Genomic DNA, 24,589 nt, shown 5'->3' on the forward strand with positions numbered 1-24,589 from the left:
GACCGCTCGGGCCGCCCGGCACCGCCGCCCCCGCGCCGGGCGGCCCGCCTCCGTCCTCGCTTCTGTGCCGTGCCGCACGGCCGGTCACGACCAACGGCGGCGATCACCCGGTCACGGCGACCGGACGCCGATCGCCGCTTCTCCGTGCCGGCGCGCCCTGCCGTGCGTCCCGCCTCCGTGCATCCCCGCCGCCGTGCGTTCCGCGGGGCGCACGAGGGCGCACCGCCGCCGCCCGTGACCGATCCGATCCAGGGAGACTCATGTCCGCCACTTCCCCGGCCATCACCGCCCCGGCCTTCCGGGGCCGCATCGGCTGCGACATCCGCAGCGGCCACTACGCCGCCCCGCACCGCTACCGGCTCCATCTCTCCGTCTCCTGCCCCGCCTCCCTGCCGATCGCGGTCACGCACAGCCTCCTCGGGCTCGGCGACACCCTGCCCGTCCACCGGCTGCCCGCCGTCCCGGACGCCCCGGGCGACGGGTTCACCGCGCTGCGCCCGCTCTACGAGGCCGGTTCGCACCACCACCGCGGCCCCGCCGTGGCGCCCGCGCTCAGCGACACCTGGACCGGACGCGTCGTCAGCACCCACGGCGGCGACATCCGGCGCGACCTCGCCCTGCGGTTCGCCCCGGCCGCCGGCGGCCCGGCGCTCTACCCGGCCGAGGCGGACGCACGGGCCGGGGCGGTCGCCCGGCTCTGCGCGGAGGACATCGACGGCGCGGCGCAGAGCGCGGGCGAACTGGGTATCGCGGACCCGGCCCACGAGGAGCCCCTCGGGGTGCTGCTCGACGCCCTCGGATCGCTCGAACGCGCCCTGACCGAGGAGTGGTTCGTGCTCGGGGACGCGCTCACGGCGGCCGACGTCGACGTCTGGACCGCCCTCGTCCAACTGGACACCGTCCACCGCCGGCACCTCGACGCGGAGGCGGTCCGCCGGATCGCGGACCACCCCGCGCTCTGGTCCTACGCGCGCCGCCTCGCCGCCGACCCCGCCTTCGGCGCCCACCTCGACCTGGACGCGATCGGCCTGCGGCACGAGGCGCGATGTCGGGGTCACGAGGCGGCGGGCGCGGCGATGCAGATCGTGGACTGGCGCGCCCACACGGCCCGCTCGACCCGCTCGACTCGGGCGGTGTAGCACCGGGGCCGGGCGGGGGCCACGCCCCCGGCCCGCGCCCGGCCGGCTGTTTGACCGGCTTGCGCGGACCGGGCTATGTTGCGCGCCATGTACCGGTCCAAGCTGCTGACGACACGGGGGCACGTCGACCTCAAGCGTGTCTGCTCGGCGGCGTGTCGGCCGCGCTGAGCGCACGGCGGCCCCAGGCGCCCGGCGGACTCCGCCCGTTCCGGCCCTGAACCCCCGCCCGTCCGCCGCGGATTCCCGCGCCCGGGCCCCCATCTGCCCGGCCCGCGCTCCGCGCGCGAGGACGCCAGCGCTCCTCCGGAGCTCCCCGCGCAACCCGCCCGGCCCTCGCGCGCCCCTTTCCGTGCGCGAGCGCGACCGGGGTGGTGTGCGCATCCGCCGCCGAGCATCCTGGAAGGCCACCGTGGACCGACCCACGCCCACCGCCGCCACCGCCCGTTCCGCCGGACCCGCGCCGTCCGTTGAACCGGCGCCTTCCGCCGGCCCCGCCCGTCCCGCCGGCCCTGCCCGTCCCGGGGGACAGGCGGCCCCGCCCTCCGCCGGGCTGGCGCCCTCCACTGGGGCGGCCCGTCCCGCTGCCCCGCCCTCCGCCGGACTTGCGCCTTCCGCCGGACTTGCGCCTTCCGCAGGACCGGCGCCTTCCGTCGGGCCGGCTCGTTCCGGCGAGCCCGCCCGCCCCGCCGCCCCGCGTTCCGCCGGACTTGCGCCTTCCGCCGGACCCGCGCCCTCCGCAGGAGCAGTGCCCTCCGCCGGGGCGGCCCGTTCCGCCGGGCGCGCGGCGGCCGCCAAGCCCGCACGTCCGCGGCGCGGCGACATCCGGCCCGGCATCACGTCCCCCCGCCGGGCATCGGGCATGGAGTCGTCGTCGGGCGGCACGATGCCCGCGATCACGTCCCCCCGCCGGGGCCCCGGCACCGCCGCCGTGCTCGGGGCGGTGCTCGACCACGGGCCCGTCGCCCGCAGCACCATCGCCCGGCTCACCGGCCTCTCGCCCGCGTCCGTCACCGGCCACACCGCCGCGCTGCTCGCCCGCGGGCTGATCCGGGAGGGCGCGGAGACCACCGGACCCCGCGGCCTGGGCCGCCCGCACATCCCCGTCGAGACCGACACCAGCCGCTATCTGCTGGCCGGCGCCCATATAGCCGTTCCCCACACCACCCTCTCCCTGATGGACCTCGCCGGCCGGATCGTCGCCGAGGAACGCCGCCCCCACCGGGGCACCGACCCAGGCCGGGTGCTCGCCGCCGTCGCCGCCGGACTTCCCCGGCTGCTCGCCGCGCGCGGCGGCGGCCGGACCGCCCTCGCCCTGGGCGTCGCCACCGGCCACTGGGTGGACCCCGTCGCCGGAGTCGTCGTCCGCCACCCCCAACTCGGCTGGCGGGACGTCCCGGTGCGCGAGACCCTCGCCGCCTCGACCGGGCTCACCGTGCACGTCGACAGCCACGCACGGGCGCTGGCCCGCGCCGAGCAGCTGGTCGGTGACGCGGGTACCCGGGCGAGCGCCGTCGTCCTCTTCGTGGGCAATGTCGTCGACGCCGCCTTCGTGACCGCCGGCGCCGTCCACCAGGGCCCCCGCTCCGGCGCGGGGAACCTCGCCCATCTGCCGGTCGCGCCCCGCAGCGGTGCCCTGCCCTGCACCTGCGGGACGACCGGCTGCCTCCAGTCCGAGGTCTCCGAGCCGGCCATGCTGCGCAAGGCGGCGGAACACGGCCTGCGCGCCGGGTCCTTCGCCGGACTGCTGGCGCGGGCGGACGACGGCGAGGCGACGGCCCTGGGACTCTTCCGCCGCCGCGCACGGCTCGTCGGCCGGGCCGCGGCCGTGCTGCTGGACATGTTCGACCCCGAGGTCCTGGTGGTGGTCGAACCGGGGAGCGGCCGGCTGCCCGGCTGCATGGCGGAACTGCGGGCCGAGGTGACCGCCCGCTCCCTGGTGTGCGACGACGCCACCCGGTCCGTGGTGCCGAGCAGCTTCACCGGTTCGGTGCTCGCCACCGCGGGTGCCGCCGTGGCGCTCGGCGCCCTCCACGACGACCCGCTGGGCCCCTGGCCCGCGCTCCCCGCGGTGTCCTGAGACGCGTCCTTCGGGATTCCCTTCGCGATTCCCTTCGGGAATCCGACTTAATTCAGAGAGTTGCATTGTTGACCGGGCCCCGAGCCCGCCGGGAAGATGGATTCATGAGCAGCCCGCAGAGGATTACCCGGTTCGCGCCCCACGCGGCGCCGAACCGTTGTGTGATCCCACCGGCCTGCGCACCCGGTGGGCGCTGTTGTCGCCGCCGCGGTGACCGCCGTTGACGTGACGCCGCTGACGCGTCCGGCGCGTTTCTGAAACCTTTCCCCGGTATTTCCTGCCGGGTGAACGCGCTTCCTCCGTACGCCTTTCCGGGAACTCTTTCCGGTGCGCTTCCTCCCGAAGTATTCCGCCGTTCCATCGTTCCGCCGTTCCATCGTTCTGCCGTTCCGTCGTGCTTCCGACTCCTCCTGGGGGATGTCCATGTCCGTTTCCGTGTCCGCCCGCCCCGACGCGTCACCCGCGGGGCTCGCTCCCGCCCTCTTCAAGAAGGCCTTCCGCGGCTATCCGGCCGGCGTCGTCGTCGTGACCGCGGACGCCGGGTCCGGCCCGGTGGGGTTCACCGCGACCTCGCTCACCTCGCTCTCCCTCGAACCGCCGCTCGTCTCCTTCGGCATCGCCACCGGCTCCTCCTCCTGGCCGCACATCAGGCGCGCGGAGACCGCCGTGGTCAACTTCCTCGGCGCCGAACAGGAGGACGTGGCACGGCGGTTCGCCACCAGCGGCATCGACCGTTTCGCCGCGCCGACCGCCTGGCACCGGCTGCCGCAGGGCGAGCCCGTGCTCGACGGCACGGCGGGCCTGCTGCACCTCGCCATCGAGCGTTTCGTCCCCGCCGGGGACCACCGCATCGTCGTCGCCCGCGTCCTCGGAGCCGAACTCGACGAGGGCCGCCGTCCCCTCGTCTTCCACGACGGCGCCTACCACGCGATCTGACCCCAAGGACTCCCAGGACCGCCAGGACCCCCAAGGACCAGCCGGGCCACAGGAAAAGGACCACCCGATGACCTCCCCTTCCGCGTATTCCGCACCCGGGCGCAGACCGTCCGCCCTCGGCCGCAGAGGCTTTCTCGCCCTCGCCGGCGCCGCCGTGCTCACCGCCGCCGGATGCGCACCCCAGACCACTCCCGCCGCCCATTCCGAACCCGCCGGAGAACTCCCCACCGGACCCCCGCCGCCCGGGACCGAACTGACGATCGCCGTCCGCACCTCACGGATTCAGTTCGCCGAATCCGGACTGGGGAAGAAGCTGCCGTTCTCGGTCGCCGGATGGCCGAATCTCAGCGCCGGACCCGACATCATCCAGGGATTCCGCGCGCATTCCATCGACCTCGCGAGCAACGCCGGAATTCCGCCGATCCAGGCCGAGGCCATCGGGGTGAAGGCCCGCATCGTCGGCGTCCAGGTCCGCCACCACCCCTCCTACGTCTTCGCCACCGCCCCCGGTTCCACCGTCACCGACGTGGACGGCTTCACAGGGAAGAAGATCGCCTTCTCTCAGGGCCAGGCCCAGGGCGTCGTCGTCCTGCGCGCCCTGAAGCAGGCGGGCATCGCCCATGACGAGGTGCGCCTGGTCGAACTGCCGAGCACCCAGTTCCTGACCGCCCTCCAGTCGGGCCAGGTCGACATCGCGCCCCTCGGCGAGCCGACCCTGACCAAGTACCTCAGCCAGTACGCCAAGGACGGCGCACGCGGGGTGCGGACCGATGTCGTCGACCTGCTCAGCGTCCTCTGGGCGCCGGCCCAGGTCCTCGACGACCCAGCGAAGGCCGCCGCCGTGCGCAGCTTCGTCGGGCTGTGGGCGCAGGGCCAGGTGTGGGCGTGGGAGAACCAGGACCGCTGGATCGACGCCTACTACGTCAAGGACCAGGGCGTCACCGCCGCCGACGGCCGCCGGATCGTCGAGTCCCACGCCAAGCCGGTCTTCCCCGCCTCCTGGGACGAGGCCCTGGCCTGGGAGCAGGAGACCGCCGACCTGATGGCCGAGGGCGGCTTCGTACCGGAGATCGACGCCGAGAAGCTGTTCGACCGGCGCTTCGAGGGCCTCGCGGCCGCCGCCGTACCGGCCCGCTACCGGGAGGAAGGATGACCGACGCACTGACCCCGGTCCGCGAGGCGCGCCCCGCCGCCCTCGAAGGCCCCCACGCCCCGCCGGTACGCCCGCCGGGCGGCAAGGTCCCGGAGGCACCCCCGCGCACCGGCGCCCGCCGGCCCGCGCGGCGCCGCGGCCGACGGCTCGGCCCCGGCCGGGCCGTCCCGTTCGGCCGGCTCCTCGGGCCCGTGCTGCTGGTCGCCGCCTGGTGGGCCGCCTCCGCCGCCGGCTGGCTCGATCCACGCATCCTGTCCGGGCCGGGCGAGGTCCTGGCCACCGCCGCCGACCTGGTCGCCGACGGCCGGCTCCAGGGCAATGTCCTGATCTCCCTGCAACGCGCCGGTCTCGGCCTGCTCTTCGGGGTCGTCGCGGGTGTCGGGCTGGCCCTGCTCGCGGGACTCAGCCGCAGCGGCGAGTACCTGGTCGACGGGCCCCTCCAGATCAAACGCGCCATCCCCTCCCTGGCCATGCTGCCGCTGCTGATCCTGTGGCTGGGCATCGGCGAGGAGATGAAGGTGACGGTCATCGCCCTGGGCGTCGCCGTCAACATGTACATCCAGGTGCACACCGCGCTCACCGGCATCGACAGCCGCCATGTGGAACTCGCCGAGGTGCTCGGCCTCGGCCGCGGCCGCTTTCTGCGCAAGGTCGTCCTCCCCGGCTCCCTGCCCGGCTTCTTCGTCGGCCTCCGCCTCGGCGTCACCTCGTCCTGGCTGGGTCTGATCGTCGTCGAGCAGATCAACGCGACCAGCGGGATCGGCTACATGATGTTCCAGGCCCAGCAGTACGCCCAGTCCGACGTGATCATCGTCGGCCTGGTCGCCTACGGGGTCTTCGGCTTCGCCTCCGACGCTCTGGTGCGCGCGATCGAGAGGAGGGCCCTGTCATGGCGACGCACCCTCGCGGGCTGACCGCGGAGCACGGGACGACGGCACCGGCACGGGACACGGCGTCCCACCCGCCAACCGCACGGGACACCGGCCGCGCCCCGGCGGACGAGACGGCCGCCGCCGTCCGCACCCGCCGCCTCGTCCGCCGCTTCGGCGACCGGAGCGTGCTCAAGGAGCTCGATCTCACCCTCGCCCCGGGGGAGTTCACCGCCCTCCTCGGCCGCAGCGGCTCCGGGAAGTCGACCCTGCTGCGTGCCGTGGCCGGCCTGGACCACGATGTCGAGGGCTCCGGCGAACTGACCGTCCCCGACCGGGTCTCGCTCTCCTTCCAGGACTCCCGGCTGCTGCCGTGGCTGAGGGTGCTCGACAACGTGACCCTGGGACTGCGCGGCCCCGGCGCCCGGGAACGCGGCCGCACCGCCCTCGCCGAGACCGGTCTCGCGGGCCGCGAGCGCTCCTGGCCCCATGAGCTGTCCGGCGGCGAGCAGCAGCGCGCCGCCCTCGCCCGCGCCCTGGTCCGCGACCCCGAACTCCTCCTCGCGGACGAGCCGTTCGGAGCCCTGGACGCCCTCACCCGCATCCGGATGCACGGCCTCCTGCGCGAACTGTACGAACGCCACCGCCCCGCGGTCCTGCTCGTCACCCATGACGTGGACGAGGCGGTGGAACTCGCCGACCGGGTCCTCGTCCTCGACGAGGGCCGGATCGCGGTCGACCTCGCCGTGGACCTGCCCACACCCCGGATCCGCCGCGACCCCCGCTTCCAGGAGTACCGGGACACCCTGCTCGCCGCCCTCGGCGTCGCCGACCCCGCGCCCGTCCCCGAAGCCGCCCCCACCGACCACCCGAAGGACCCCGCCGATGCCCCGCACGCCTGAGACACCCGAGCGCAAGCAGCTCCACCTCAACGCCTTCCTGATGTCCGTCGGCCACCACGAGGCCGCCTGGCGGCTCCCGGAGAGCCCCGCCCGCACCGGCACCGGGATCGAGCACTTCACCCACCTCGCCCGGATCGCCGAACGCGGCAAGCTGGACTCGGTGTTCCTCGCCGACAGCCCCGTCCAGCAGGGCGACCCCGGCCGCCGGCCGGTCGGCAAGCTGGAGCCCACCGTCCTGCTGACCGCCCTCGCCGGGGCGACCAGCCGCATCGGCCTCATCGCGACCGCCTCCAGCAGCTACAACGAGCCCTACAACCTGGCCCGCCGCTTCGCCTCCCTCGACCATGTCTCGAACGGCCGCGCGGGCTGGAACATCGTGACCACCGCGGGCGCCGACGCGGCCCGCAACTTCGGCCTCGACGACACCCCGCTCCACCGCGACCGCTACCGCCGGGCCGCCGAGTTCGTCGACGTGGCCACCAAGCTCTGGGACAGCTGGGCCGACGACGCGGTGGTCGCCGACAAGGAGAACGGCGTCCACACCCGGGCCGACCGCGTCCGGCGCATCGACCACCGGGGCGAGTTCTTCCGCGTCGACGGCCCGCTGAACGTCGAACGCTCCCCGCAGGGCTACCCGCTCCTCGTCCAGGCCGGATCGAGCGAGGACGGCAAGGACTTCGCCGCCCGTTACGCGGAGGCCGTCTTCACCGCGCAGCAGACCCTCCAGGAGGGCATCGCCTTCTACAAGGACGTCAAGCGGCGGGCCCTCGCCCTCGGCCGCGACCCCGAGGGCGTCAAGATCCTCCCCGGCATCGTGCCCGTCATCGGGGACACCGAGGCCGAGGCCCGGGAACTCGACGCCGAACTCGACCGCCTGATCGTCCCCGAGTACGCCAAGCGGCAGCTCGCCGAACGCCTGCGCATCCCGCACGACCAACTCGACCTGGACGCCGAACTGCCCGAGGACATCCCCACCGAGGACGAGATCGAGGGCGCCAAGAGCCGCTACACCCTGATCGTGGAACTGGCCCGGCGCGAACGGCTGACCGTCCGGCAGCTCATCGGCCGCCTCGGCGGCGGCCGCGGCCACCGCACCTTCGCCGGCACCGCCGAGCAGGTCGCCGACACCATCGAGGAGTGGTACGACGCGGGAGCCGCCGACGGCTTCAACATCATGCCCGCCGTGCTGCCCTCCGGCCTGGCGGCGTTCGTCGACCGGGTCGTCCCGATCCTCCAGGAACGCGGCCTGTTCCGCACCGAGTACACCGGCACCACCCTGCGCGACCACTACGGCCTGCCGCGCCCGGCCAACCGCCACTTCGACACCGTGGCGCGGACCGGCACCGCGCACCTCGGCATCGGCCTCGGCGCCGGTCCCGCGGCCGGTCTCGACACCGCCGGCCTCGACACCGTGGAGGCGGCCCGATGACCGAGTACCGGCTGCTGGGGCGCACCGGAGTCCGGGTGAGCCCGCTCGCCCTGGGCACCATGATGTTCGGCGCCCGCGGCAACACCGACCACACCGACAGCGTCCGCGTCATCCACCGCGCCCTGGACGCGGGCATCAACCTCGTGGACACCGCCGACGTCTACTCGGCCGGCGAGTCCGAGACCATCGTCGGCAAGGCACTGGCCGGCGGACGGCGGGACGGCGTGGTCCTGGCCACCAAGTGCCACGGCAGCCTCGGCCCGGGACCCAACGAACGCGGCAACAGCCGCCGCTGGATCGTCCAGGAGGTGGAGAACAGCCTGCGGCGCCTCGGCACCGACTGGATCGACCTCTACCAGGTCCACCGCCCGGAACCGGAGACCGACTTCGACGAGACCCTCGGCGCGCTCACCGATCTCGTCCGCCAGGGCAAGATCCGCTACATCGGCACCTCCACCTTCGAGCCCTCGGCCGTCGTCGAGGGCCAGTGGACGGCCGAACGCCGGGGCCGGGAACGGGTGGTGGCCGAGCAGCCGCCCTACTCCCTGCTCGCCCGGGGCATCGAGCGGGAACTCCTGCCGGTCGCCCGGCGGTACGGGCTCGGCGTCCTCACCTGGAGCCCGCTCGCGGGCGGCTGGCTCTCCGGCCGCTATCGCGACGGCGCCGGGCAGCCGCCGTCCAGCCGCAGTGAGCGGCAGGCCGCCCGCTTCGACATCACGGCCCCGGAGAACGCGGCCAAACTGGAGGCCGCCGAGGCACTGGCCGGGCTCGCGGAGGAGGCCGGGCTGACCCTCGTCCAGCTGGCGCTCGCCTTCGTGCTGGAGCACCCGGCCGTCACCTCGGCCATCATCGGCCCGCGGACCTTCGAGCAGCTGGAGAGCCAGCTCGGCGCGGACCGTATCCGGCTGACCGAGGACGTGCTCGACCGGATCGACAAGATCGTGCCCCCGGGCACCAACCTCTCGGCCCGGGACGCCGGTTACGCCCCGCCCGCCCTGGCGGACCCGGCCCTGCGCCGCCGCCCACGCCACTGACGCGCCGCGCGCACCGGGCCGGACGGGCGCACGCCGGCGAGGCGACCGTGCCCGGGCCGGACGCGCGCACCGGGCCCGGAACGTGCCGCGCGGCCGCCGCCCCGCCTGTACGGGGTGGCGGCCGCGCGGCGACCCGGGGCGTCGGGCAGGGGGACCGTCCCGCGCCGCGCCCCGGGGGTCGGGGCCCGATCGGTGCGTCCGGGGCGGGCCGTCGGGAGACGGCCGCCGCACGGACGCACCGATCGGCTGTCCAGTTGCTGTTCAGGACGACCGACCGGGAAGGTCGGTTAGGCAAGGCTAACCTAAAGCACTCCTCGTCCGGCCGTCCAGGACCGCCGCCCGGCGCGCCCCGCGCCCGGCCGCGGAAAACCCTTGGCGCGGGCGCTCGTCCGCGGGCTAGCATCGCCGCGATGATCACTCCTGACTCGTATGAACGGAGGGTCCCGTCCGCGCAAGGTGAGTGCTGATGCCCACCTCCACCGCGTACGGGGACCGCTCCCCGCATTCCTTCTGGCCGCGCGTGCGCGAGTTCGCCGTGCCGCCCGCCATGATCGAGACCGCGACCGCGCGCCGGAACGCCGGTGACTGGGCCGGGGCCTGCGCCGCGGCCCGTGTCGACATCGATCTCGACCCGCGCGCCGTCGCCCGCGCCCATGGCCGCGAACTCGCGGCCCGGGTCCGTGCCGACCTGCGGCGGCTCGCCCCCGACCTGCTGCGCTGGCATCTGCCGAGGATCGCCCCCGACGGGCTGCTGCGCCCCGGCCTGACCGTGTCCCTGGCCCGCTACGACCCGCCGGACCGCCCCGGGGCCATCGCCCCGCACCTCGTCGTCCGGACGCCGCCGGCCTGGGCGGACGCGGGCCAGCGGGTCGCCCTCGCCCTGTGGGACGGCTCCCGCGACCGGGCCGGGGCCCGCCATCCGCACCCCCGCCCGGACCGGCGCTTCCGCCTCGACCTGCACCGGCACCTCTGGGACGCCGGCCGGGCACCGGAGTTGCGCACCCGCTGCGGCGCCGACGCCCCGGCGGAGGACGGGGGCGCGGACGCCCCGGGGAGGCGTCCCGCCACCGGCCGGTGGGCGGCCGAGGCGGCCATCCTGCTCGGCACGGAGGGCCGTGCCGAGGGCCGCTCCGACGGCCGGTTCACCGTGCGGCTCGGTACCCGGCGCCGTCTCCTCCTGGAGCTGAGACCTCAGCAGGCGGGCGGGGGCGCGGCCGCGTTCCGTGCCGTCCCACCCGGCGACCGCCGCCCGGGGCCCGTGCCGCCCGAACTGCCCGAGGCCGCGACCTGGGTCCCGCCGGACCTGGACCTCCTCCGCGCCGGACTCGTCGACGCCGGCCGGCTGCACCCCCTCGTCGCCGAAGCGCTCGCCCCGGGCGCCGCCACGCCCCGGCCACCGGCGGAGACCGGCCCGGCGGGGGCGGTCCGGACCGTCGACTGCCGTGGCGCGGAGCACCGCATCGGCATGGTCGACGGGACCCTGGCACCGCTCGACCACGACCCGGTGGAGCTTCGGCGCGAGGAACTGCTCGCCGCCCTCTCCGGCACACCGCTGCCCTGTCTGCGTGTCATCGACGAGGCGCACCGCAACCCGCAGGCTCTCCCCGAGGTCCGGGCGCGCCTCGCGCACGGCGACACCGCCGGGGCGATCGCCGCCGTCGAGGGCCTGCTCGGCCCCGGTGCCGTCCTGCGCGACGGCGCACTGCGCGAGGCGCTGGCGGAGGCGGCACGGCGGCGGATCGCGTACGGGCTGTTCCGGGCCGGCCTGGACACCCATGGGCTGCGCGGCCCCTGGGAGGAGACCCGGCCCGGACCGCGCGCCCGGACCCGCCCCCGTCACGCCCTGGCCCGCTGACACCCGAACGCCCCGACCTACCGCCGGACCGCCGCGCCCGCCCAACCGGCCCGCCGCCCCGGCGCGGCCGGCCCGACACCCCGTCATATCTCCTCACACCCACAGGTGATCACCCATGTCCGTACACACCACCGCCCTGCCCGCCGCGCCCGCACCGCAGCTCCCGCCGCCGGACGCCGTCCCCGCCCCCGCCTCTCCGCTCGATACGGCCGGTGACCTCATCGCCCTGCTGCGCGCCACCACCACCGAACCGCGCCCCGACGCCCAGTTGGAGGCGCTGACCCTCGCGGTCTCCGCCGATCTGCCCGTCCTGCTCTGGGGCGAGCCAGGTATCGGCAAGACCGCCGCCCTCACCCAGCTGGCCCGGACCCTGGACCTGCCCCTGACCACCGTCATCGCCAGCGTCCACGAACCGTCCGACTTCGCCGGACTCCCCGTGATCGGCGACGACCCGGCCGAGCGGGGCGTCCCGATGGCCCCACCGGACTGGGCCGTACGGCTCGTCCGCGCCGGCCGGGGCCTGCTCTTCCTCGACGAGCTGTCCACCGCGCCGCCCGCCGTCCAGGCCGCCCTGCTGCGCCTGGTGCTGGAGCGGCGGATCGGCGCGCTCCGCCTGCCGCCCGGCATCCGGATCGTGGCCGCCGCCAACCCGCCCGCCAGCGCCGCCGACGGCTGGGAGCTGAGTCCGCCCCTGGCCAACCGTTTCGTCCATCTCCACTGGGCCCACGACCCCGAGGTGGTGGTCCGCGGCCTCGGCGGCACCTGGCCCCGCGCCGTCCTGCCCCGTCTGGACCCGGACGCGCTGCCCGCCGCCGTGGACCGGGCCCGCCGCGCGGTGTGCGGCTTCCTCGCCGCCCGGCCCGCCCTGGTGCACCGGCTGCCCTCGGGCGAGGCCCGCCGGGGCGGCGCGTGGCCCTCGCCCCGGAGCTGGGACACCGCGCTGTGCCTGATCGCCTTCGCCACCGCCGCCGGGTCCGGCAAAGAGGTGCTGTCGCTGCTGGTCCGGGGAGCGGTCGGGGACGGGCCCGGCTTCGAACTGCTCGCCGCCGTCGACCGGATGGACCTGCCGGACCCGGAGGACCTCCTCGCCGACCCCGCCTCCGCGCCCCTGCCCGAACGCGGCGACCAGCGGCAGGCCGCCCTGGACGCCGTGGTGGCCGCCGTCAACGCGCGCCCGGAGAAGGCCCGCTGGGAGGCGGCCTGGGCCCTGCTCGCCCGGGCCGCCGGGACCGGCGCCCCGGATCTGGTGGTGGTCCCGGCCACCACCCTGGCCGCTCTGCGCCGCGAGGACTGGGAGGTGCCCGCCGCGATGGACCGCCTCACCGGGGTGGTGGCCCTGTCCCGGCGGGCGGACCGCGCGGCCGAACGGACCGCCGCCCGTGAGGCGTCGGGGCGGGAGCGGACCCGATGAGCGCCGCCTCCGGGGCCCTGGACCTCGACAGACTCCTCGCCGCCCGGCTGCACGCCGTCCGGGCCCGGCCCTACCTCGCCACCGCCCTCTTCGCCCTGCACCCCGTGGAGTGCCGGTCCGTGCCCACGATGGCCGTCGACCGGCACTGGCGGATGTACGTCTCCCCGTCCTTCGTCGCCGCCACCCCGGAGGAGGAACTGGCCGCGGTGTGGGTGCACGAGGTCTCCCACCTCCTGCGCGACCACCACGTCCGGGGCGACCGGATCGCCCGCGAACGCGGTCTCACCGGCACCGGCGCGCGGCTGCGCCTCAACATCGCCGCCGACCTGGAGATCAACGACGACATCTACGGCGACGGCCTGGTCCGCCCCGAGGGTGCCGTCGTGCCGGGGACCCTCGGCCTGCCCGACGGCGAGCTGATGGAGGACTACCTCTTCCGCTTCGGCCTCGGCCCCCGTACCCGGGACCTCGCCTGGCTCGACTGCGGCAGCGGCGCCGACGGCCTCGAACGCCCCTGGGACCTCGGCCCGGACGGCGCCCACGGGCTGGCGGCCCATGAGCACGAGGCGGTCCGGTTCCGGGTGGCCCGGGGCATCGCCGGCAGCCCGGGCAGCGCCTCGAAGGCATGGCGGCGCTGGGCCGAGGACGTGGTCCATCCCCCGCAGCCGTGGCGCACGCTGCTCGGCGCGGCGGTCCGTTCGGCCGCCACCGCCGGCGGCGCGGGGGAGGACTACACCTACGGCCGGCCCGCCCGCCGATCCGCCGGTGTCCCCGGCGCGGTGCTGCCCAGCCTCCGGCGGCGCCCGCCCCGGGTCGCCGTGGTCGTCGACACCTCCGGCTCGGTCAGCGACGCCGAACTGGGCAGCGCCCTCCTGGAGGTGGCCGCCATCGCCCGCGCCCTGGGCGGCCGGCGGGACCTCGTCACCGTGGTGCCGTGCGACGCCTCCGCCCGTGTCGTCCACCCGCTGTGCCGGGCCGAGGGCATCCCCCTGCTGGGCGGCGGCGGGACCGATCTGCGCGCCGGCTTCGCCCGGGCGCTGGGCGCCTCCCCGCGCCCGGACGCCGTCGTGGTCCTGACGGACGGCCAGACCCCGTGGCCCTCGCGGCGGCCCGGTTGCCGGACCGTGGTCGGCCTCTTCCCCCGGCACCGCCACCGGTCCGAGGAGGACGACTACGTGCCCGACGCCCCGCCCTCCTGGGCCCGGGTGGTCGTCATCGGCGAGAGCGGCCGCTGACCCCCGCCCCCGGTTCACACCGTCGGCGGCAGCCGCTGCTCGGTCCACACGGTCTTGCCCTCCCGCGCGTGCCGGGTGCCCCAGCGCTCGGTGAGCTGGGCGACGAGGAGGAGGCCGCGGCCGCCCTCGTCCGTGGTGCGGGCGCGGCGCAGATGCGGGGAGGTGCTGCTCGGGTCGGTGACCTCGCAGATCAGCCGGTGGTGGTGGATCAGACGCAGCGTCACCGGCCCGCCGGCGTACCGGTAGGCGTTGGTGACCAGCTCGCTGACGATCAGTTCGGTGGTGAACACCAGCTCCTCCAGCCCCCAGACGGTGAGCTGATCCGCCGTCAGCCTCCGTGCCCGGGCCGGGGCGGTCGCCTCCGCGGTCAGCTCCCAGGTGGCCACCAGCCCCGGCGCGAGGGTGTTCGTCCGGGCCAGCAGCAGCGCCACGTCGTCGCTCGGCCGCGCGGGCAGCAGGGTCTCGACGACCCGCTGCGCGGTCTCCTCCAGCGACCGCCCCCGGACACTCAGCGTCTCGCAGAGCCGGGCGACGCCGTCGTCCACGTCGTGGTGCTCGCCGTCGATCAGCCCGTTGGTGTACAGGGCGACGACGCTGCCCTCCGGCAGCGTCGCCTCCCCGGTCTCGAACGGCAGCCCGCCCAGGCCCAGCGGTGGCCCGGCCGGCAGGTCCGGCACCTCGGCCCGCCCGTCCGGGGTGACCAGCACCGGCGGCGGATGCCCGGCCCGCGCCATGCAGCACTGCCGGGACACCGGGTCGTACACGGCGTACAGACAGGTCGCGCCGACGACCTGCTCGCCCGGCCCGCCCTCGTCGTCCGGTTCCTGCTCGCCCGCCAGCCGGGTGACCAGGTCGTCGAGATGGGACAGCACCTCGTCCGGCTCCAGGTCCAGATCGGCCAGGGTGTGCACGGCGGTGCGCAGCCGCCCCATGGTGGCCGCCGCGTTGATGCCGTGCCCGACCACGTCCCCCACCACCAGGGCGACCCGGGCGCCCGACAGCGGGATCACGTCGAACCAGTCGCCGCCCACCCCGCTCGCACCGCCGGCGGGCAGATAGCGGTGGGCGACCACGACCGCCGGGTGCGCCGGCAGCTCCCGGGGCATCAGCCGCCGCTGGAGCGCCAGCGCGGTCCGGCGCTGCTGGGTGAAGCGGCGCGCGTTGTCGATGGAGACGGCGGCCCGGGCCGCGAGTTCACCGGCGAGGGTGAGGTCGTCGTCCTCGAAGGGCTCCGGCGCCCGGGAACGCCACAGGCTCATGAACCCGAGCACCAGGCCCCGGGCGGTCAGCGGCACCACCATCAGCGAGTGCGCCCCGGCCGCGCCGGGCTCCCCGCAGGCCGCCCCCTCCGCCCCCGGGCCCCCGGTGACCGGCCCCGGCGCCTCCTCCGGGGGGACGAGGACGCCCTCCAGCACCGGCCGCCGGGTCGCCAGACAGCGGCCCTGCGGCGAGTCCTGCGGGAAGGTGCAGAGCGAACCGACCCGGAGCATCCTCCGCTCCGCGGTCGGCAGCACACTGTGCAGCGCGGTTCTGCGCACCGCGCCGTCGGCGCCGTCCGCGACCGGCTCCTCGCCCCGGCTGACCTGCTCCAGCAGATCCACCGACACGACGTCCGCGAGCCCCGGGACGGCGGCCGCGGCCAGTTCGTCGGCGGTCGTCGCCACGTCCAGGGTGGTGCCGATCCGGGCCCCGGCCGCGCTCAGCAGCGCCAGCCGGCGCCGGGCGCGATGGCGGTCGGTGACGTCCTCGACGAGTTCGGCCACCCCCAGGACCCGGCCCGCGGAGTCCTCCATCCGGAAGGCCGACACGGCGACGTACCGTTCCTTCGCCGGGTCGGAGAGGAGCCGGCAGGACTGCTCGGTCCCGATCATCGGCAGCCCGGTCCGCAGCACCTCCCGCAGCCGGGACTCGATCGTCCCGGCGTCCGCGTGCACTAGGAAATCGCCGACCCGCAGCCCCCGCGCGGCCTCCGTCCGGATCCCGCCGATATGCGCCACGGCCCGGTTGACCCGCAGGATCCGCAGGTCGGGGCCGTGCAGGATCAGACCGATGGGGGAGCGGCGGAACAGGCCGTCGATCACCGACCGGTCGATCTCCCACTGGATCACATCGGCGGCGGGCGCCCCCACGATGTACCACTCGACCGTGCCGTCGTCCCTGGTCACCGGGCGGACGCGCATCCCCAGTCCCAGCCTGCCGCCGTCCTTGACGAGCACCGGCACGATCCCGAACCAGCCGCCGTGACGGACGCAGTCCTCCATCGCCTCCCGCACGGTGTGCGCGTCCTCGGGCGCCACCAGCAGCCCGACGACGGACCGCCCCAGCGCTTCGTCGGCGGTGTGCCCCAGCGTCGTCTCGGCCAGACCGCTCCAGCCGGTGATCCGGCCGTGCGCGTCGAGCACCACGGAGACGGCGCGACCCAGCGAGAAAGGGTCCTCCGGGCTCTCACTGAACAAGGTCACGGATCCGGTCATCGCTTCCATCCTCCGCCGGGTGCCCCGGTGGCGCACGCGGGCTGCGCCGGGACCCGTCTCCGGCGCGCCGATGAGTTCCGCGCACCCGGACGGTCTCAGATGGTGACACCCGCACGGCGGCGCGACCACCACCGCGCCACCACCGCACGACACCAGGAGAACGCCATGCCCCGCATCACCCCCAACCTGTGGTTCGACACCCAGGGCAAGGAAGCGGCCGAGTTCTATGTCTCGGTCTTCCCGAACTCCAAGATCACCAATGTCTCGTACTACGGCGAGGCCGGTCCCCGTCCCGCCGGGACGGTGCTCACGGTCGACTTCGTCCTCGACGGCGAACCCTTCACCGCGATCAACGGCGGTCCCGAGTTCACCTTCGACGAGGCCGTCTCCTTCCTCATCGACTGCGCGGACCAGGAGGAGGTGGACCACTACTGGTCGAAGCTGACCGAGGGCGGCGGGCAGGAGGGCCCGTGCGGCTGGGTCAAGGACCGCTACGGACTCTCCTGGCAGGTCGTGCCCGCCGTGCTCGGCGAACTCCTGGAGGACCCGGACCCCGCCCGCGCCCAGCGCGCGATGACGGCCATGCTCGGGATGTCCAAGCTGGACGTGGCGGCGCTCCGCGCGGCGGCCGACGCCGGCTGAGCCCGCCGGGCGGGCCGGGCCCGCCGCCCGGGGCCGCCGCGCGTTCGGACATCCCGCCGCCCGGGGCCGCCGCGCGTTCGGACGCCCGGCCCCCGTGCCGCGCGTTCGGACCTGCCCGCCCGCGGCTGATTCCCGACGGTGCGGTGTGCCGGTCCATGAAGGTGCGTCAGACTGACCCGGTGCGAGGACATCTGCCCCGGGAAGCCGGTGGATTCATGGGCCGGAGCGCCGAACTGGGCGCCCTGGCCCGGATGACCGGCGACAGCCGGCTGGTGACCGTCACCGGACCGGGCGGGGTCGGCAAGACCCGGCTCGCCCTGCGGGCCGCCGCCCTCGCCGCCCGCACCGGCGACCACCCCGACGGCGTCTGGTGGGCCGACCTGTCGGGCCTCCAGGGCGACCGGCTGCTCGTCGCGACCGTCTCCGACGCCGTCGACCTGCACGACCACACCCCCCGGATGCCGGTCGACGCCCTGTGCGAATGGCTGGCCGGAAAACGCCTGCTGCTCGTCCTCGACTCCTGCGAGCACCTGGTCGCCCCCTGCGCCGACCTGGTCACCGGCCTGCTCACCGCCGCGCCCGGCCTCACCGTCCTGGTGACCGGCCGCCAGCCGCTGCAGGTCCCGGCCGAGAGCGTCCTCGAACTCGGACCCCTGCCCGCCGACGGCCCCGACGCCCGCGCCCTCCTCGTCCGCCGCGCCGGCCGCCGCCCCGGCGGTCCCGGGGAGGCGCACGCGGTGACCGAGCTGTGCCGGCGGCTCGAAGGCATCCCGCTCGCCCTCGAACTGGCCGCCGCCCAGGTGCCGCAGTACGGCTACACCGGGGTGCTGGAGCGGCTGGACTCCCTCTTCGACGTCCTGGAGGGCCCCGAGGGGACCCGACCCCGGCGGCACCGGACCCTGCGCACCGCCGTCGGCTGGAGCCATGAGCTGTGCGAACCGCTGGAACGCCTGCTGTGGGCCCGACTCGCCGTGTTCCGCGGCTCCTTCGACGCGGACACCGCCACCGAGGTGTGCGCGGGCGGGCCGCTGGAGCCGCCCGCGGTCGCCAAGACGCTCGCCGGACTCGTCGCCAAGTCCGTGGTCGTCCGCGACGACGACGGCCGGCACCGGATGCTCGACACCATCCGCGAGTACGGCCTCGGCTGGCTCGGCGCCCTCGGCGAGGAGGACGCGGTCACCGGCCGCCTCGCCGAGCTGTGCCTGCGCACGGTGCGGCAGGCGGGAGCGGAGTGGCACGGGGTCCGGCAGCGCCACTGGTACGAGCGGATCGCCGCCTCCCACACCGACCTGTGCACCGCCTGGGAGCACCTCCAGGCCACCGACCCGCCCCGCGCCCTCGAACTCGCGGGCGGCGTCGGCTTCTTCTGGGCCTGCTGCGGACATCTGCACGAGGCGCGCGGCTGCCTGGAGCACTCCCTGGCGCGCACCGGCGCGAGCGGCCCGCACCGGGTGCGCGCCCTGTGGGCCCTCGGCGTCGCGCTCACCCTCCAGGGCGAGTACGGCCTCGCCCGGGCCCGCGGCGCGGAGTGCGCCGAGGAGGCCCGGCGCCACGCCGACGCCGAGGGCACCCTGGACGCCGCGTACCTCGCCGGGCTCATAGCGCTCCTGGAGGGCGACCCGGACGCCGCCCACGACCTCGCCGTCCGGGCCCTGCGCGCGGCCCCGCCCCGGGCCGCCGGCTCCGGCGCGGCCCTGCGCTGCCGGCTGGTGAAGCTCTTCGCCCGGACCGGCGCCGGGCGGTTCGACGAGGCGCGCGCGCAGGCGAAGGCGCTGCGCCGGGAGTGCGTGGCGGCGGGCGAGTACTGGACGCGCTCCTACGTCCACTACCAGCTCGCCCTGATCTGCCTGCTGACCGGCGAACCGGAGGAGGCCGCCGGGCACGCGCGGGCGATGCTCGCCGGCAAGCGCGGTCTGGGCGACAGCTTCGGCGTGGCGCTCGGCCTCGACCTGCTGGCGGCGGCGCTCGCCGCGGTCGGCGACGGCGAGGGCGCGGCCCATGTCTCCGGGACCGGCGAGGCGTACTGGCGCTCCACCGGGCACCCCCAGCGCGGCATGCCCGAGCTGGGCGGGATGCGCACGGCGTGCGAACGCGCCGCCCGCGAGGCGGCGGGCGACGACGCCTACGACCGCGCCTTCTGGCACGGCGTCTCGGGCGTCCCCGCGGAGGGCCTGGCCCGGGCGCTCGCCCCGGACCGGGCCTGACGGCCGGACGGCGAGCACGCCGACGCGGGGCCCGGTGCCGGGCCGGGAGCGGTGGCCCGGGCCCGGCCGGAGAGCGGTGGTCGGGGGAGCGCGCGGCGCGTGCCCGCCCGGCCGCGAGTCGCCCGGCCGGAGAGCGGTGGTCGGGGGAGCGCGCGGCGCGTGCCCGCCTGTGCCGGTGCCGGGCCCGGGCGGTAGCCGGAAACGGTGGTCGGGAGCGCGCGGCGCGTGCCCGCCCGGCCGCGAGTCGCCCGGCCCGGAGCGGTGGCCGGAATTGATGGCCCGGAACGGGGGCCGCGAGCCCGGGCCCGGGCCGGGAAGGGGGGCCCGCGCTCCCGGGCCCGGTGCCCGGCGGTCGCCGGCGCGGCGGTAGCGTCCCCGTATGCCGAGTACCGGAGCCGCCCCGTCGCCCGTCACCGCCGAGGATCTGGACCAGGCCGTCCGGCTGAGCACGGGGCTGCTGCTGTCCGCCCCCGCCGGCGCGGACTGGGACGCGCCCGCCGGGAGCCTGGAGTGGGACTGCCGGGAGACCGCCGAACACCTCGCGGACGACCTCTTCGCCTACGCGGCCCAGCTCGGGCTCCGCCAGGCCCCCGTGGACCGCGAGGTCCCGTTCGTCCACGGCCCCCGCCGACCCGGCGGCCCCGCGAACACGGTCCACGCCGACCCGGCCGCCGGAGCCCTCGGGCTCGTCCAGGTGGTGGAGGCGTGCGGGGCGATGCTCTCCGCGATGGTGCGCACCGCGCCCGGGGGCGTCCGGGGCCACCATGTCTTCGGCGCCTCCGACGCCGAGGGCTTCGCCGCCATGGGCATCGTCGAGACCCTGGTGCACACCCATGACATCGCCGACGGGCTCGGTCTCGACTGGAGCCCGCCGGACGAGCTGTGCGAGCGCGTCCTCGCCCGGCTCTTCCCCGATGTGCCCGTGGACGGCGGCGAACCGTGGCCCGTCCTCCTCTGGGCCACCGGCCGCGGCGGACTCCCCGGCCGCCCCCGCCGCACCTCCTGGCGCTGGTACGGCGCGCCCCGGTCCTGAGCCCCGGGTGCACACGGGCCGCCCCGCGTACGCGGGACGGCCGCCGCCCGCGCGGTGCGGGTGACGGCCGTCGGCGCGGGCGCGGCGGGCTCAGCCGCCGCGGGACCACGGTGAGGCGGGATCCTCCGGCAGCGCGTCGTCGGCGCCGGGCTCGGGGTCGTGCGCCGTGTCGATCCGCGTGTGCTGCTGACGGGCGCGGAGGTACTGCTCGACCTCGTGTTTCATCGCCTCGTCCTTGTGCGGGCCGACCCGGTTGCCGCCTTGCTCCATGGAGCACCTCCTCGGTTCGTGTGTGCTCTTGCCCGACCCGTACCCCGTGGGGCCGCCCCGACACGGGTCGATTCACGCACCCCGGCCCCCGGGGCGGCAGGACGCCGTTGCGGGGGCCGGGGGAGCAGCGGGCGGGCGGCCCGGCGCGGGTCAGGTGCTCTTCGGCACCCCGGCCCGGCCGCCGCGGAAGAGCGCCGCGCCCGCCAGGAGCACCGTGGCCGCCCCGCTGAGCACGGCCGCCGCCTTCGCCCAGGTGAAGGTGTCACCGAGGCTGCTGTTCAGCAGGTCGACCGTGCCGGCGCCCGCGAGGGCGTGCAGGGCGATGATGCCGACGGCGAGTCCCGCCGTGGCCGCCCACACGGTCGCGGTGTCCCGCGTCGCGAGCCACACCGCGCAGAGCAGGCACAGCAGCAGGACGGCCACCGAGAGCAGTTCCCCGTAACCGCCGGAGCGGAGGGCGGGGAGGTCCGTCGGGAGGTGGATGGCGCCGCATACGAACAGCGCCAGCGCCGCCGGCCAGCGCAGGACCGAGCGCAGGGCGGGGGAGACGGAGTGCCCGCCGGGCCCCGCGGCGAGCGCGCTGTTCAGGGCGGACGTGGACCACTGGGTCGCCGCGCGGTGCTCGGCGCGCTCGCGGCGCGAGAGCTTCCGGCGGGCGCCGTTCCCGTCCCGGCCGCCGTCGGGGTCGGAGGATGCGGGCGGGGTGCTACCCGGGGTGCGCCAGTCGCCGCTGTCGCTGCCGAGGATGTTCACCAGCTGGACCACGTCGTCCACCGGCCGGCCCACGGCGGCCGCGCGCAGGGTGGTGTCGGCCTGCTGGACGTCCTCGCCGGAGGCGTTCAGCAGCGCCACCAGGCGCCGGACCTCCTCCAGGGGGCGGCTGACGGCGGCGGCGCGCAGGGCCACGTCCGCGGGACCGGTCACCTCGCCGGTCCGCTGGAGACGGGCGACCAGGGCCGCGACCTCCTCCAGGGGGCGTTCGGTGGCCGCGGTGCGCAGCACGGTGCGTATGGGCTCGTCGTCGTCCTCGTGGTCCTTGTCGCCGCTGTCAGCGTTCGCTTCCGCGTTCGCTTCCGGGGCCGCGGCGGAGTCCGAGTCCGTTCTCGCGTCCGCGGTGGCGTCGGCTTCGGCGGGGCGCCGGTCCGGGGCCGGTGCCCCGCCGTGCTCCGGGGAGTCGGCGCCGGCGGGCGTCCCGGTGGCGGCCGGGCCGGGGGCCTCGTCCGCGACGGCGACCGCCACGGGGGTCCGGGCCGGGGCCGCGTCCGGGTCCTCGGGGGTGTCGTGCGCCGTGACCGGCGGGGATGCGGGGCCGGCGAACCCGGGGTCCGGTACCGGGGCGGGGCCGGCGGTCGGTCGGGTGTCGTGGTCGGCCGGGTCTGTGCTGGGGAAGGGGTCGCGGGTCATGGCGCGTGCTCCGTTCGTGGGCCGGCCCAGGGGCCGCCCACCGTGTTCGACTCGTGCGCGCCTTCGAGCTGCGCACTTGACTACCACTAGTGCGCAGTTCGTCGCGTTGCGCCATCCGGGAACCATGTCGCTGGGCCGGAAGGGGGAACCCTCGCCCGGTCGGACGCCACCCCGGGGCCCGGGAGTGGCGCCCCGGGCCCCCGGCCGCAGAGGCGTTTGCGCTGGACCGGGCCGTGCGGGGCCGGGCGCGCACGCCGTATCAGATCGCCGCCGCTCGGACCCCGCGTCCGGAGCGCGGTCCGGCCGCCGGGCCGGAACGCGGTCCCAGCGCGTCCGGGCGGAAACGCGGTCAGAACGCCTCCGCACCGGGCGGCGCCGCCCCCGTACCCGCCCCGGCCGCCCCGATCAGGGCGTGCAGCCGGTCCGCGGCGGCGCGCCCGAAGGCCGGGCTGTTGATGTGGTCGTCCACCTCGACGAGCCGCACCGCGCTCCCCGCCAGCCCGTCCCGCAACGCCGTGAACAGGGCCTCGTCCGTCTCCGGCGCGTGGTAGGGCCCGCCCGGCGCGCCCAGGGTGGACAGCCCCCGCAGCGGCACGCACACCTCGGCCGGGCCGGCGGCGGCGCGCAGTTTGGCCGCGACGCGGCGGCCCAGCTCGGCGCACTCCCCGGCGGTGGTGCGGACCACGGTGATCGACGGGTTGTGCACCCGCACGTCCCGGTCGCGCATCGCGGCCGGGACGGTCTCCGGCGGCCCGAACTTCACCATGTCCAGCGCCCCCAGGCTCACCACCTGCGGTGTCCCGGCCCGCCCGGCCGCCGTCAGCCGGCCGGGTCCGGCGGTGAGGATCCCGCCGCACAGATCGTCCGCCAGTTCGCTGAGCGTCAGGTCCAGCACCCCGGCGAACAGCCCCTGCCCGGCCAGCGACTCCAGGGTCCGCCCGCCCGCGCCGCTGACATGGAACACCAGGACCTCGTAACCGAGTTCGGCCAGACGCTCCCGGGCCGCGTCGACGCCCGCCGTGGTGACCCCCGCCATGCTGGTGGCCACCAGGGGTCGGCCGCCCGCGGCGAGGTCGGCCGGGCGCAGGGCGCGCCGGGCGGAGGCGAAGCCCTTCGCCATCCCGGCGGCCGCGTCGGCGGCGTTCGCCAGGACGGGCCCGGACACACTGTTGATCCCGGCGATGTCGACGACGCTGTACATCATGGTGATGTCCGCCGACCCCACGTAGGGGGACACGTCCCCGGCCGCCATGGACGACACCATCAGCTTGGGGACGCCGAGCGGCAGGGCGCGCATCGCGCGGGTCGCGATGGAGGTGCCGCCACTGCCGCCGATCGCGAACACGCAGTCCAGGCGGCCCTGTTCGTAGAGCCCGGTCACGACCTCGGCCGCGCCCCGGGCCATCACCGTCACGGAGGCGCCCCGGTCGCCCGCCGCCCGCAGCGCCTCCGGGTCCGCCCCGGCGGCGCGGGCGACGTCCCCGCTCGGCACGTCCGGCGCGATCCGGGGCGCGCCGTGCGCTCCCGTGTCGACGACCAGCACCTCCACCCCGTGCGCGAGCAGCCGCTCGCGCAGCCAGCCGTACTCCTCGCCCTTGGTGTCGAGCGTCCCCACCAGCACAACTGTCGCCATGGAAGCCACTGTTCGCGATCTCCGCCCCCGGGGCAAGGGGGGCGGGTCCCGCCTGCCCGCCGACCCGGCCCCGCCCGCCCGCCGACCCGCGCCCGCGCCGCCCCGACGCGGCCGGGCGCGTGGAACAGCGCAGGCAGGGGCCTTGGATGCGATGCTCGGACCGACGCACTCGGACGCTGGACGCGCTCGCTCAAGGAGGCATGCCCCCATGTCGGAGAACAGCGGCTGGGCGAATCCCCTGCGGGACCCGCTCGACCGGAGACTGCCCCGTATCGCCGGGCCCTCGGGCCTGGTCATCTTCGGTGTCACGGGCGACCTCTCCCGGAAGAAGCTGATGCCCGCGGTCTACGACCTCGCCAACCGGGGTCTGCTGCCGCCGGGCTTCTCCCTCGTCGGCTTCGCCCGCCGGGACTGGGAGGACCAGGACTTCGCCCAGGAGGTGCACGACGCCGTCCGGGAGCACGCCCGCACCCCGTTCCGGGAGGAGGTCTGGCGCCAACTCGCCGAGGGGATGCGCTTCGTGCAGGGCGACTTCGCCGACGACGAGGCCTTCGAGCGGCTGCGGGCCACCGTCCAGGAGCTGGACAAGGAACAGGGCACCGGCGGGAACTTCGCCTTCTACCTCTCCGTGCCGCCGAAGTTCTTCCCCGAGGTCGTCCAGCAGCTCAAGGACCACGGGCTCTCCGAGCCGCCCCCCGGCTCCTGGCGGCGCGCGGTCATCGAGAAGCCGTTCGGCCACGACCTCGCCAGCGCCCGTGAACTGAACGCGATCGTGCACGAGGTCTTCGCCCCGGACGAGGTCTTCCGGATCGACCACTACCTGGGCAAGGAGACGGTCCAGAACATCCTGGCGCTGCGGTTCGCCAACACCCTCTTCGAGCCGATCTGG

General features: G+C 76.2%; 18 protein-coding genes and 1 pseudogene. 15 read left to right on the forward strand and 4 right to left on the reverse strand.

Annotation, left to right across the window (positions count from 1 at the left end; translation table 11 throughout):
• The first annotated feature begins 260 nt into the window (after nt 1-260).
• The 11 genes from ABZ457_RS21120 (at nt 261) to ABZ457_RS21170 (ending at nt 14,040) form a co-directional block, all read left to right on the forward strand.
• Complete coding sequence (locus ABZ457_RS21120) at nt 261-1,139, forward strand: glutathione S-transferase C-terminal domain-containing protein (protein WP_359159373.1); 879 nt, start codon at nt 261-263, stop codon at nt 1,137-1,139.
• A gap of 883 nt (nt 1,140-2,022) precedes the next feature.
• A complete protein-coding gene (locus ABZ457_RS21125) occupies nt 2,023-3,216 on the forward strand; it encodes an ROK family transcriptional regulator (protein ID WP_359159375.1) in 1,194 nt (397 codons plus the stop codon).
• Between the two features lie 417 nt (nt 3,217-3,633).
• Entirely contained in the window at nt 3,634-4,152 is a 519-nt protein-coding gene (locus ABZ457_RS21130) for a flavin reductase family protein (RefSeq protein ID WP_359159377.1), read from the forward strand.
• Between the two features lie 67 nt (nt 4,153-4,219).
• Nucleotides 4,220-5,305: an ABC transporter substrate-binding protein gene (locus ABZ457_RS21135; RefSeq protein ID WP_359159379.1), complete on the forward strand. Its 1,086-nt coding sequence runs from the start codon at nt 4,220-4,222 to the stop codon at nt 5,303-5,305.
• Entirely contained in the window at nt 5,302-6,219 is a 918-nt protein-coding gene (locus tag ABZ457_RS21140; RefSeq protein ID WP_359159381.1) for an ABC transporter permease, read from the forward strand. The genes ABZ457_RS21135 and ABZ457_RS21140 overlap by 4 nt, the downstream gene beginning before the upstream one ends.
• Nucleotides 6,195-7,076 (forward strand): ABC transporter ATP-binding protein, encoded by an 882-nt coding sequence (locus tag ABZ457_RS21145; RefSeq protein WP_359159384.1) that lies wholly within the window; start codon nt 6,195-6,197, stop codon nt 7,074-7,076. Before ABZ457_RS21140 ends, ABZ457_RS21145 begins: the two co-directional genes overlap by 25 nt.
• Nucleotides 7,060-8,505: an LLM class flavin-dependent oxidoreductase gene (locus ABZ457_RS21150; RefSeq protein ID WP_359159386.1), complete on the forward strand. Its 1,446-nt coding sequence runs from the start codon at nt 7,060-7,062 to the stop codon at nt 8,503-8,505. The genes ABZ457_RS21145 and ABZ457_RS21150 overlap by 17 nt, the downstream gene beginning before the upstream one ends.
• Complete coding sequence (locus ABZ457_RS21155; protein WP_359159388.1) at nt 8,502-9,539, forward strand: aldo/keto reductase; 1,038 nt, start codon at nt 8,502-8,504, stop codon at nt 9,537-9,539. The genes ABZ457_RS21150 and ABZ457_RS21155 overlap by 4 nt, the downstream gene beginning before the upstream one ends.
• Before the next feature lie 466 nt (nt 9,540-10,005).
• On the forward strand, nt 10,006-11,394 hold the full coding sequence (locus tag ABZ457_RS21160; RefSeq protein ID WP_359159390.1) for a hypothetical protein: 1,389 nt from the start codon (nt 10,006-10,008) through the stop codon (nt 11,392-11,394).
• A gap of 115 nt (nt 11,395-11,509) precedes the next feature.
• A complete protein-coding gene (locus ABZ457_RS21165) occupies nt 11,510-12,805 on the forward strand; it encodes a MoxR family ATPase (protein ID WP_359159392.1) in 1,296 nt (431 codons plus the stop codon).
• Nucleotides 12,802-14,040: a VWA-like domain-containing protein gene (locus tag ABZ457_RS21170; protein WP_359159394.1), complete on the forward strand. Its 1,239-nt coding sequence runs from the start codon at nt 12,802-12,804 to the stop codon at nt 14,038-14,040. Before ABZ457_RS21165 ends, ABZ457_RS21170 begins: the two co-directional genes overlap by 4 nt.
• Before the next feature lie 14 nt (nt 14,041-14,054).
• On the opposite strand, the gene ABZ457_RS21175 is transcribed toward ABZ457_RS21170, so the two are convergent.
• Nucleotides 14,055-16,514, reverse strand: coding sequence for a SpoIIE family protein phosphatase (locus tag ABZ457_RS21175; RefSeq protein ID WP_359159396.1), 2,460 nt, complete (start codon nt 16,512-16,514; stop codon nt 14,055-14,057).
• A gap of 165 nt (nt 16,515-16,679) precedes the next feature.
• Between ABZ457_RS21175 and ABZ457_RS21180 the strand changes: the two genes are divergently transcribed.
• From ABZ457_RS21180 to ABZ457_RS21190, 3 genes are all read left to right on the forward strand, one after another.
• Nucleotides 16,680-17,156 carry a VOC family protein gene (locus ABZ457_RS21180; protein WP_359159408.1) on the forward strand — a complete coding sequence of 159 codons (477 nt, stop codon included), beginning with the start codon at nt 16,680-16,682 and terminating at the stop codon, nt 17,154-17,156.
• 179 nt (nt 17,157-17,335) lie between these two features.
• Nucleotides 17,336-19,360, forward strand: a complete 2,025-nt coding sequence (locus ABZ457_RS21185) for an NB-ARC domain-containing protein (protein ID WP_359159398.1) — start codon at nt 17,336-17,338, stop codon at nt 19,358-19,360.
• Nucleotides 19,361-19,739: 379 nt separating this feature from the next.
• Nucleotides 19,740-20,393: a maleylpyruvate isomerase N-terminal domain-containing protein gene (locus ABZ457_RS21190; protein WP_359159400.1), complete on the forward strand. Its 654-nt coding sequence runs from the start codon at nt 19,740-19,742 to the stop codon at nt 20,391-20,393.
• Nucleotides 20,394-20,483: 90 nt separating this feature from the next.
• On the opposite strand, the gene ABZ457_RS21195 is transcribed toward ABZ457_RS21190, so the two are convergent.
• From ABZ457_RS21195 to ABZ457_RS21205, 3 genes are all read right to left on the reverse strand, one after another.
• Nucleotides 20,484-20,663, reverse strand: coding sequence for a hypothetical protein (locus ABZ457_RS21195; protein WP_359159402.1), 180 nt, complete (start codon nt 20,661-20,663; stop codon nt 20,484-20,486).
• A gap of 150 nt (nt 20,664-20,813) precedes the next feature.
• Nucleotides 20,814-22,067 carry a hypothetical protein gene (locus ABZ457_RS21200; protein ID WP_359159404.1) on the reverse strand — a complete coding sequence of 418 codons (1,254 nt, stop codon included), beginning with the start codon at nt 22,065-22,067 and terminating at the stop codon, nt 20,814-20,816.
• 349 nt (nt 22,068-22,416) lie between these two features.
• Nucleotides 22,417-23,700 carry a Tm-1-like ATP-binding domain-containing protein gene (locus ABZ457_RS21205; RefSeq protein WP_359159406.1) on the reverse strand — a complete coding sequence of 428 codons (1,284 nt, stop codon included), beginning with the start codon at nt 23,698-23,700 and terminating at the stop codon, nt 22,417-22,419.
• A 208-nt stretch (nt 23,701-23,908) separates the two neighbouring features.
• Between ABZ457_RS21205 and ABZ457_RS21210 the strand changes: the two are divergent.
• Nucleotides 23,909-24,589 (forward strand): annotated as a pseudogene (locus ABZ457_RS21210) (glucose-6-phosphate dehydrogenase); the annotation flags it as partial.

It is taken from the genome of Streptomyces sp. NPDC005805, from assembly GCF_040630445.1.
GTDB lineage: Bacteria > Actinomycetota > Actinomycetes > Streptomycetales > Streptomycetaceae > Streptomyces.

Bases quoted from the DNA above. Each gene is read 5' to 3' on its own strand.
- ABZ457_RS21205 (WP_359159406.1), bottom strand. From the start codon at position 23,700: ATGGCGACAGTTGTGCTGGTGGGGACGCTCGACACCAAGGGCGAGGAG.
- ABZ457_RS21180 (WP_359159408.1), top strand. From the start codon at position 16,680: ATGCCCCGCATCACCCCCAACCTGTGGTTCGACACCCAGGGCAAGGAA.
- ABZ457_RS21195 (WP_359159402.1), bottom strand. From the start codon at position 20,663: ATGGAGCAAGGCGGCAACCGGGTCGGCCCGCACAAGGACGAGGCGATG.
- ABZ457_RS21120 (WP_359159373.1), top strand. From the start codon at position 261: ATGTCCGCCACTTCCCCGGCCATCACCGCCCCGGCCTTCCGGGGCCGC.
- ABZ457_RS21150 (WP_359159386.1), top strand. From the start codon at position 7,060: ATGCCCCGCACGCCTGAGACACCCGAGCGCAAGCAGCTCCACCTCAAC.
- ABZ457_RS21160 (WP_359159390.1), top strand. From the start codon at position 10,006: ATGCCCACCTCCACCGCGTACGGGGACCGCTCCCCGCATTCCTTCTGG.
- ABZ457_RS21190 (WP_359159400.1), top strand. From the start codon at position 19,740: ATGCCGAGTACCGGAGCCGCCCCGTCGCCCGTCACCGCCGAGGATCTG.
- ABZ457_RS21130 (WP_359159377.1), top strand. From the start codon at position 3,634: ATGTCCATGTCCGTTTCCGTGTCCGCCCGCCCCGACGCGTCACCCGCG.
- ABZ457_RS21175 (WP_359159396.1), bottom strand. From the start codon at position 16,514: ATGACCGGATCCGTGACCTTGTTCAGTGAGAGCCCGGAGGACCCTTTC.
- ABZ457_RS21140 (WP_359159381.1), top strand. From the start codon at position 5,302: ATGACCGACGCACTGACCCCGGTCCGCGAGGCGCGCCCCGCCGCCCTC.
- ABZ457_RS21125 (WP_359159375.1), top strand. From the start codon at position 2,023: ATGCCCGCGATCACGTCCCCCCGCCGGGGCCCCGGCACCGCCGCCGTG.
- ABZ457_RS21135 (WP_359159379.1), top strand. From the start codon at position 4,220: ATGACCTCCCCTTCCGCGTATTCCGCACCCGGGCGCAGACCGTCCGCC.
- ABZ457_RS21155 (WP_359159388.1), top strand. From the start codon at position 8,502: ATGACCGAGTACCGGCTGCTGGGGCGCACCGGAGTCCGGGTGAGCCCG.
- ABZ457_RS21165 (WP_359159392.1), top strand. From the start codon at position 11,510: ATGTCCGTACACACCACCGCCCTGCCCGCCGCGCCCGCACCGCAGCTC.
- ABZ457_RS21170 (WP_359159394.1), top strand. From the start codon at position 12,802: ATGAGCGCCGCCTCCGGGGCCCTGGACCTCGACAGACTCCTCGCCGCC.
- ABZ457_RS21200 (WP_359159404.1), bottom strand. From the start codon at position 22,067: ATGACCCGCGACCCCTTCCCCAGCACAGACCCGGCCGACCACGACACC.
- ABZ457_RS21145 (WP_359159384.1), top strand. From the start codon at position 6,195: ATGGCGACGCACCCTCGCGGGCTGACCGCGGAGCACGGGACGACGGCA.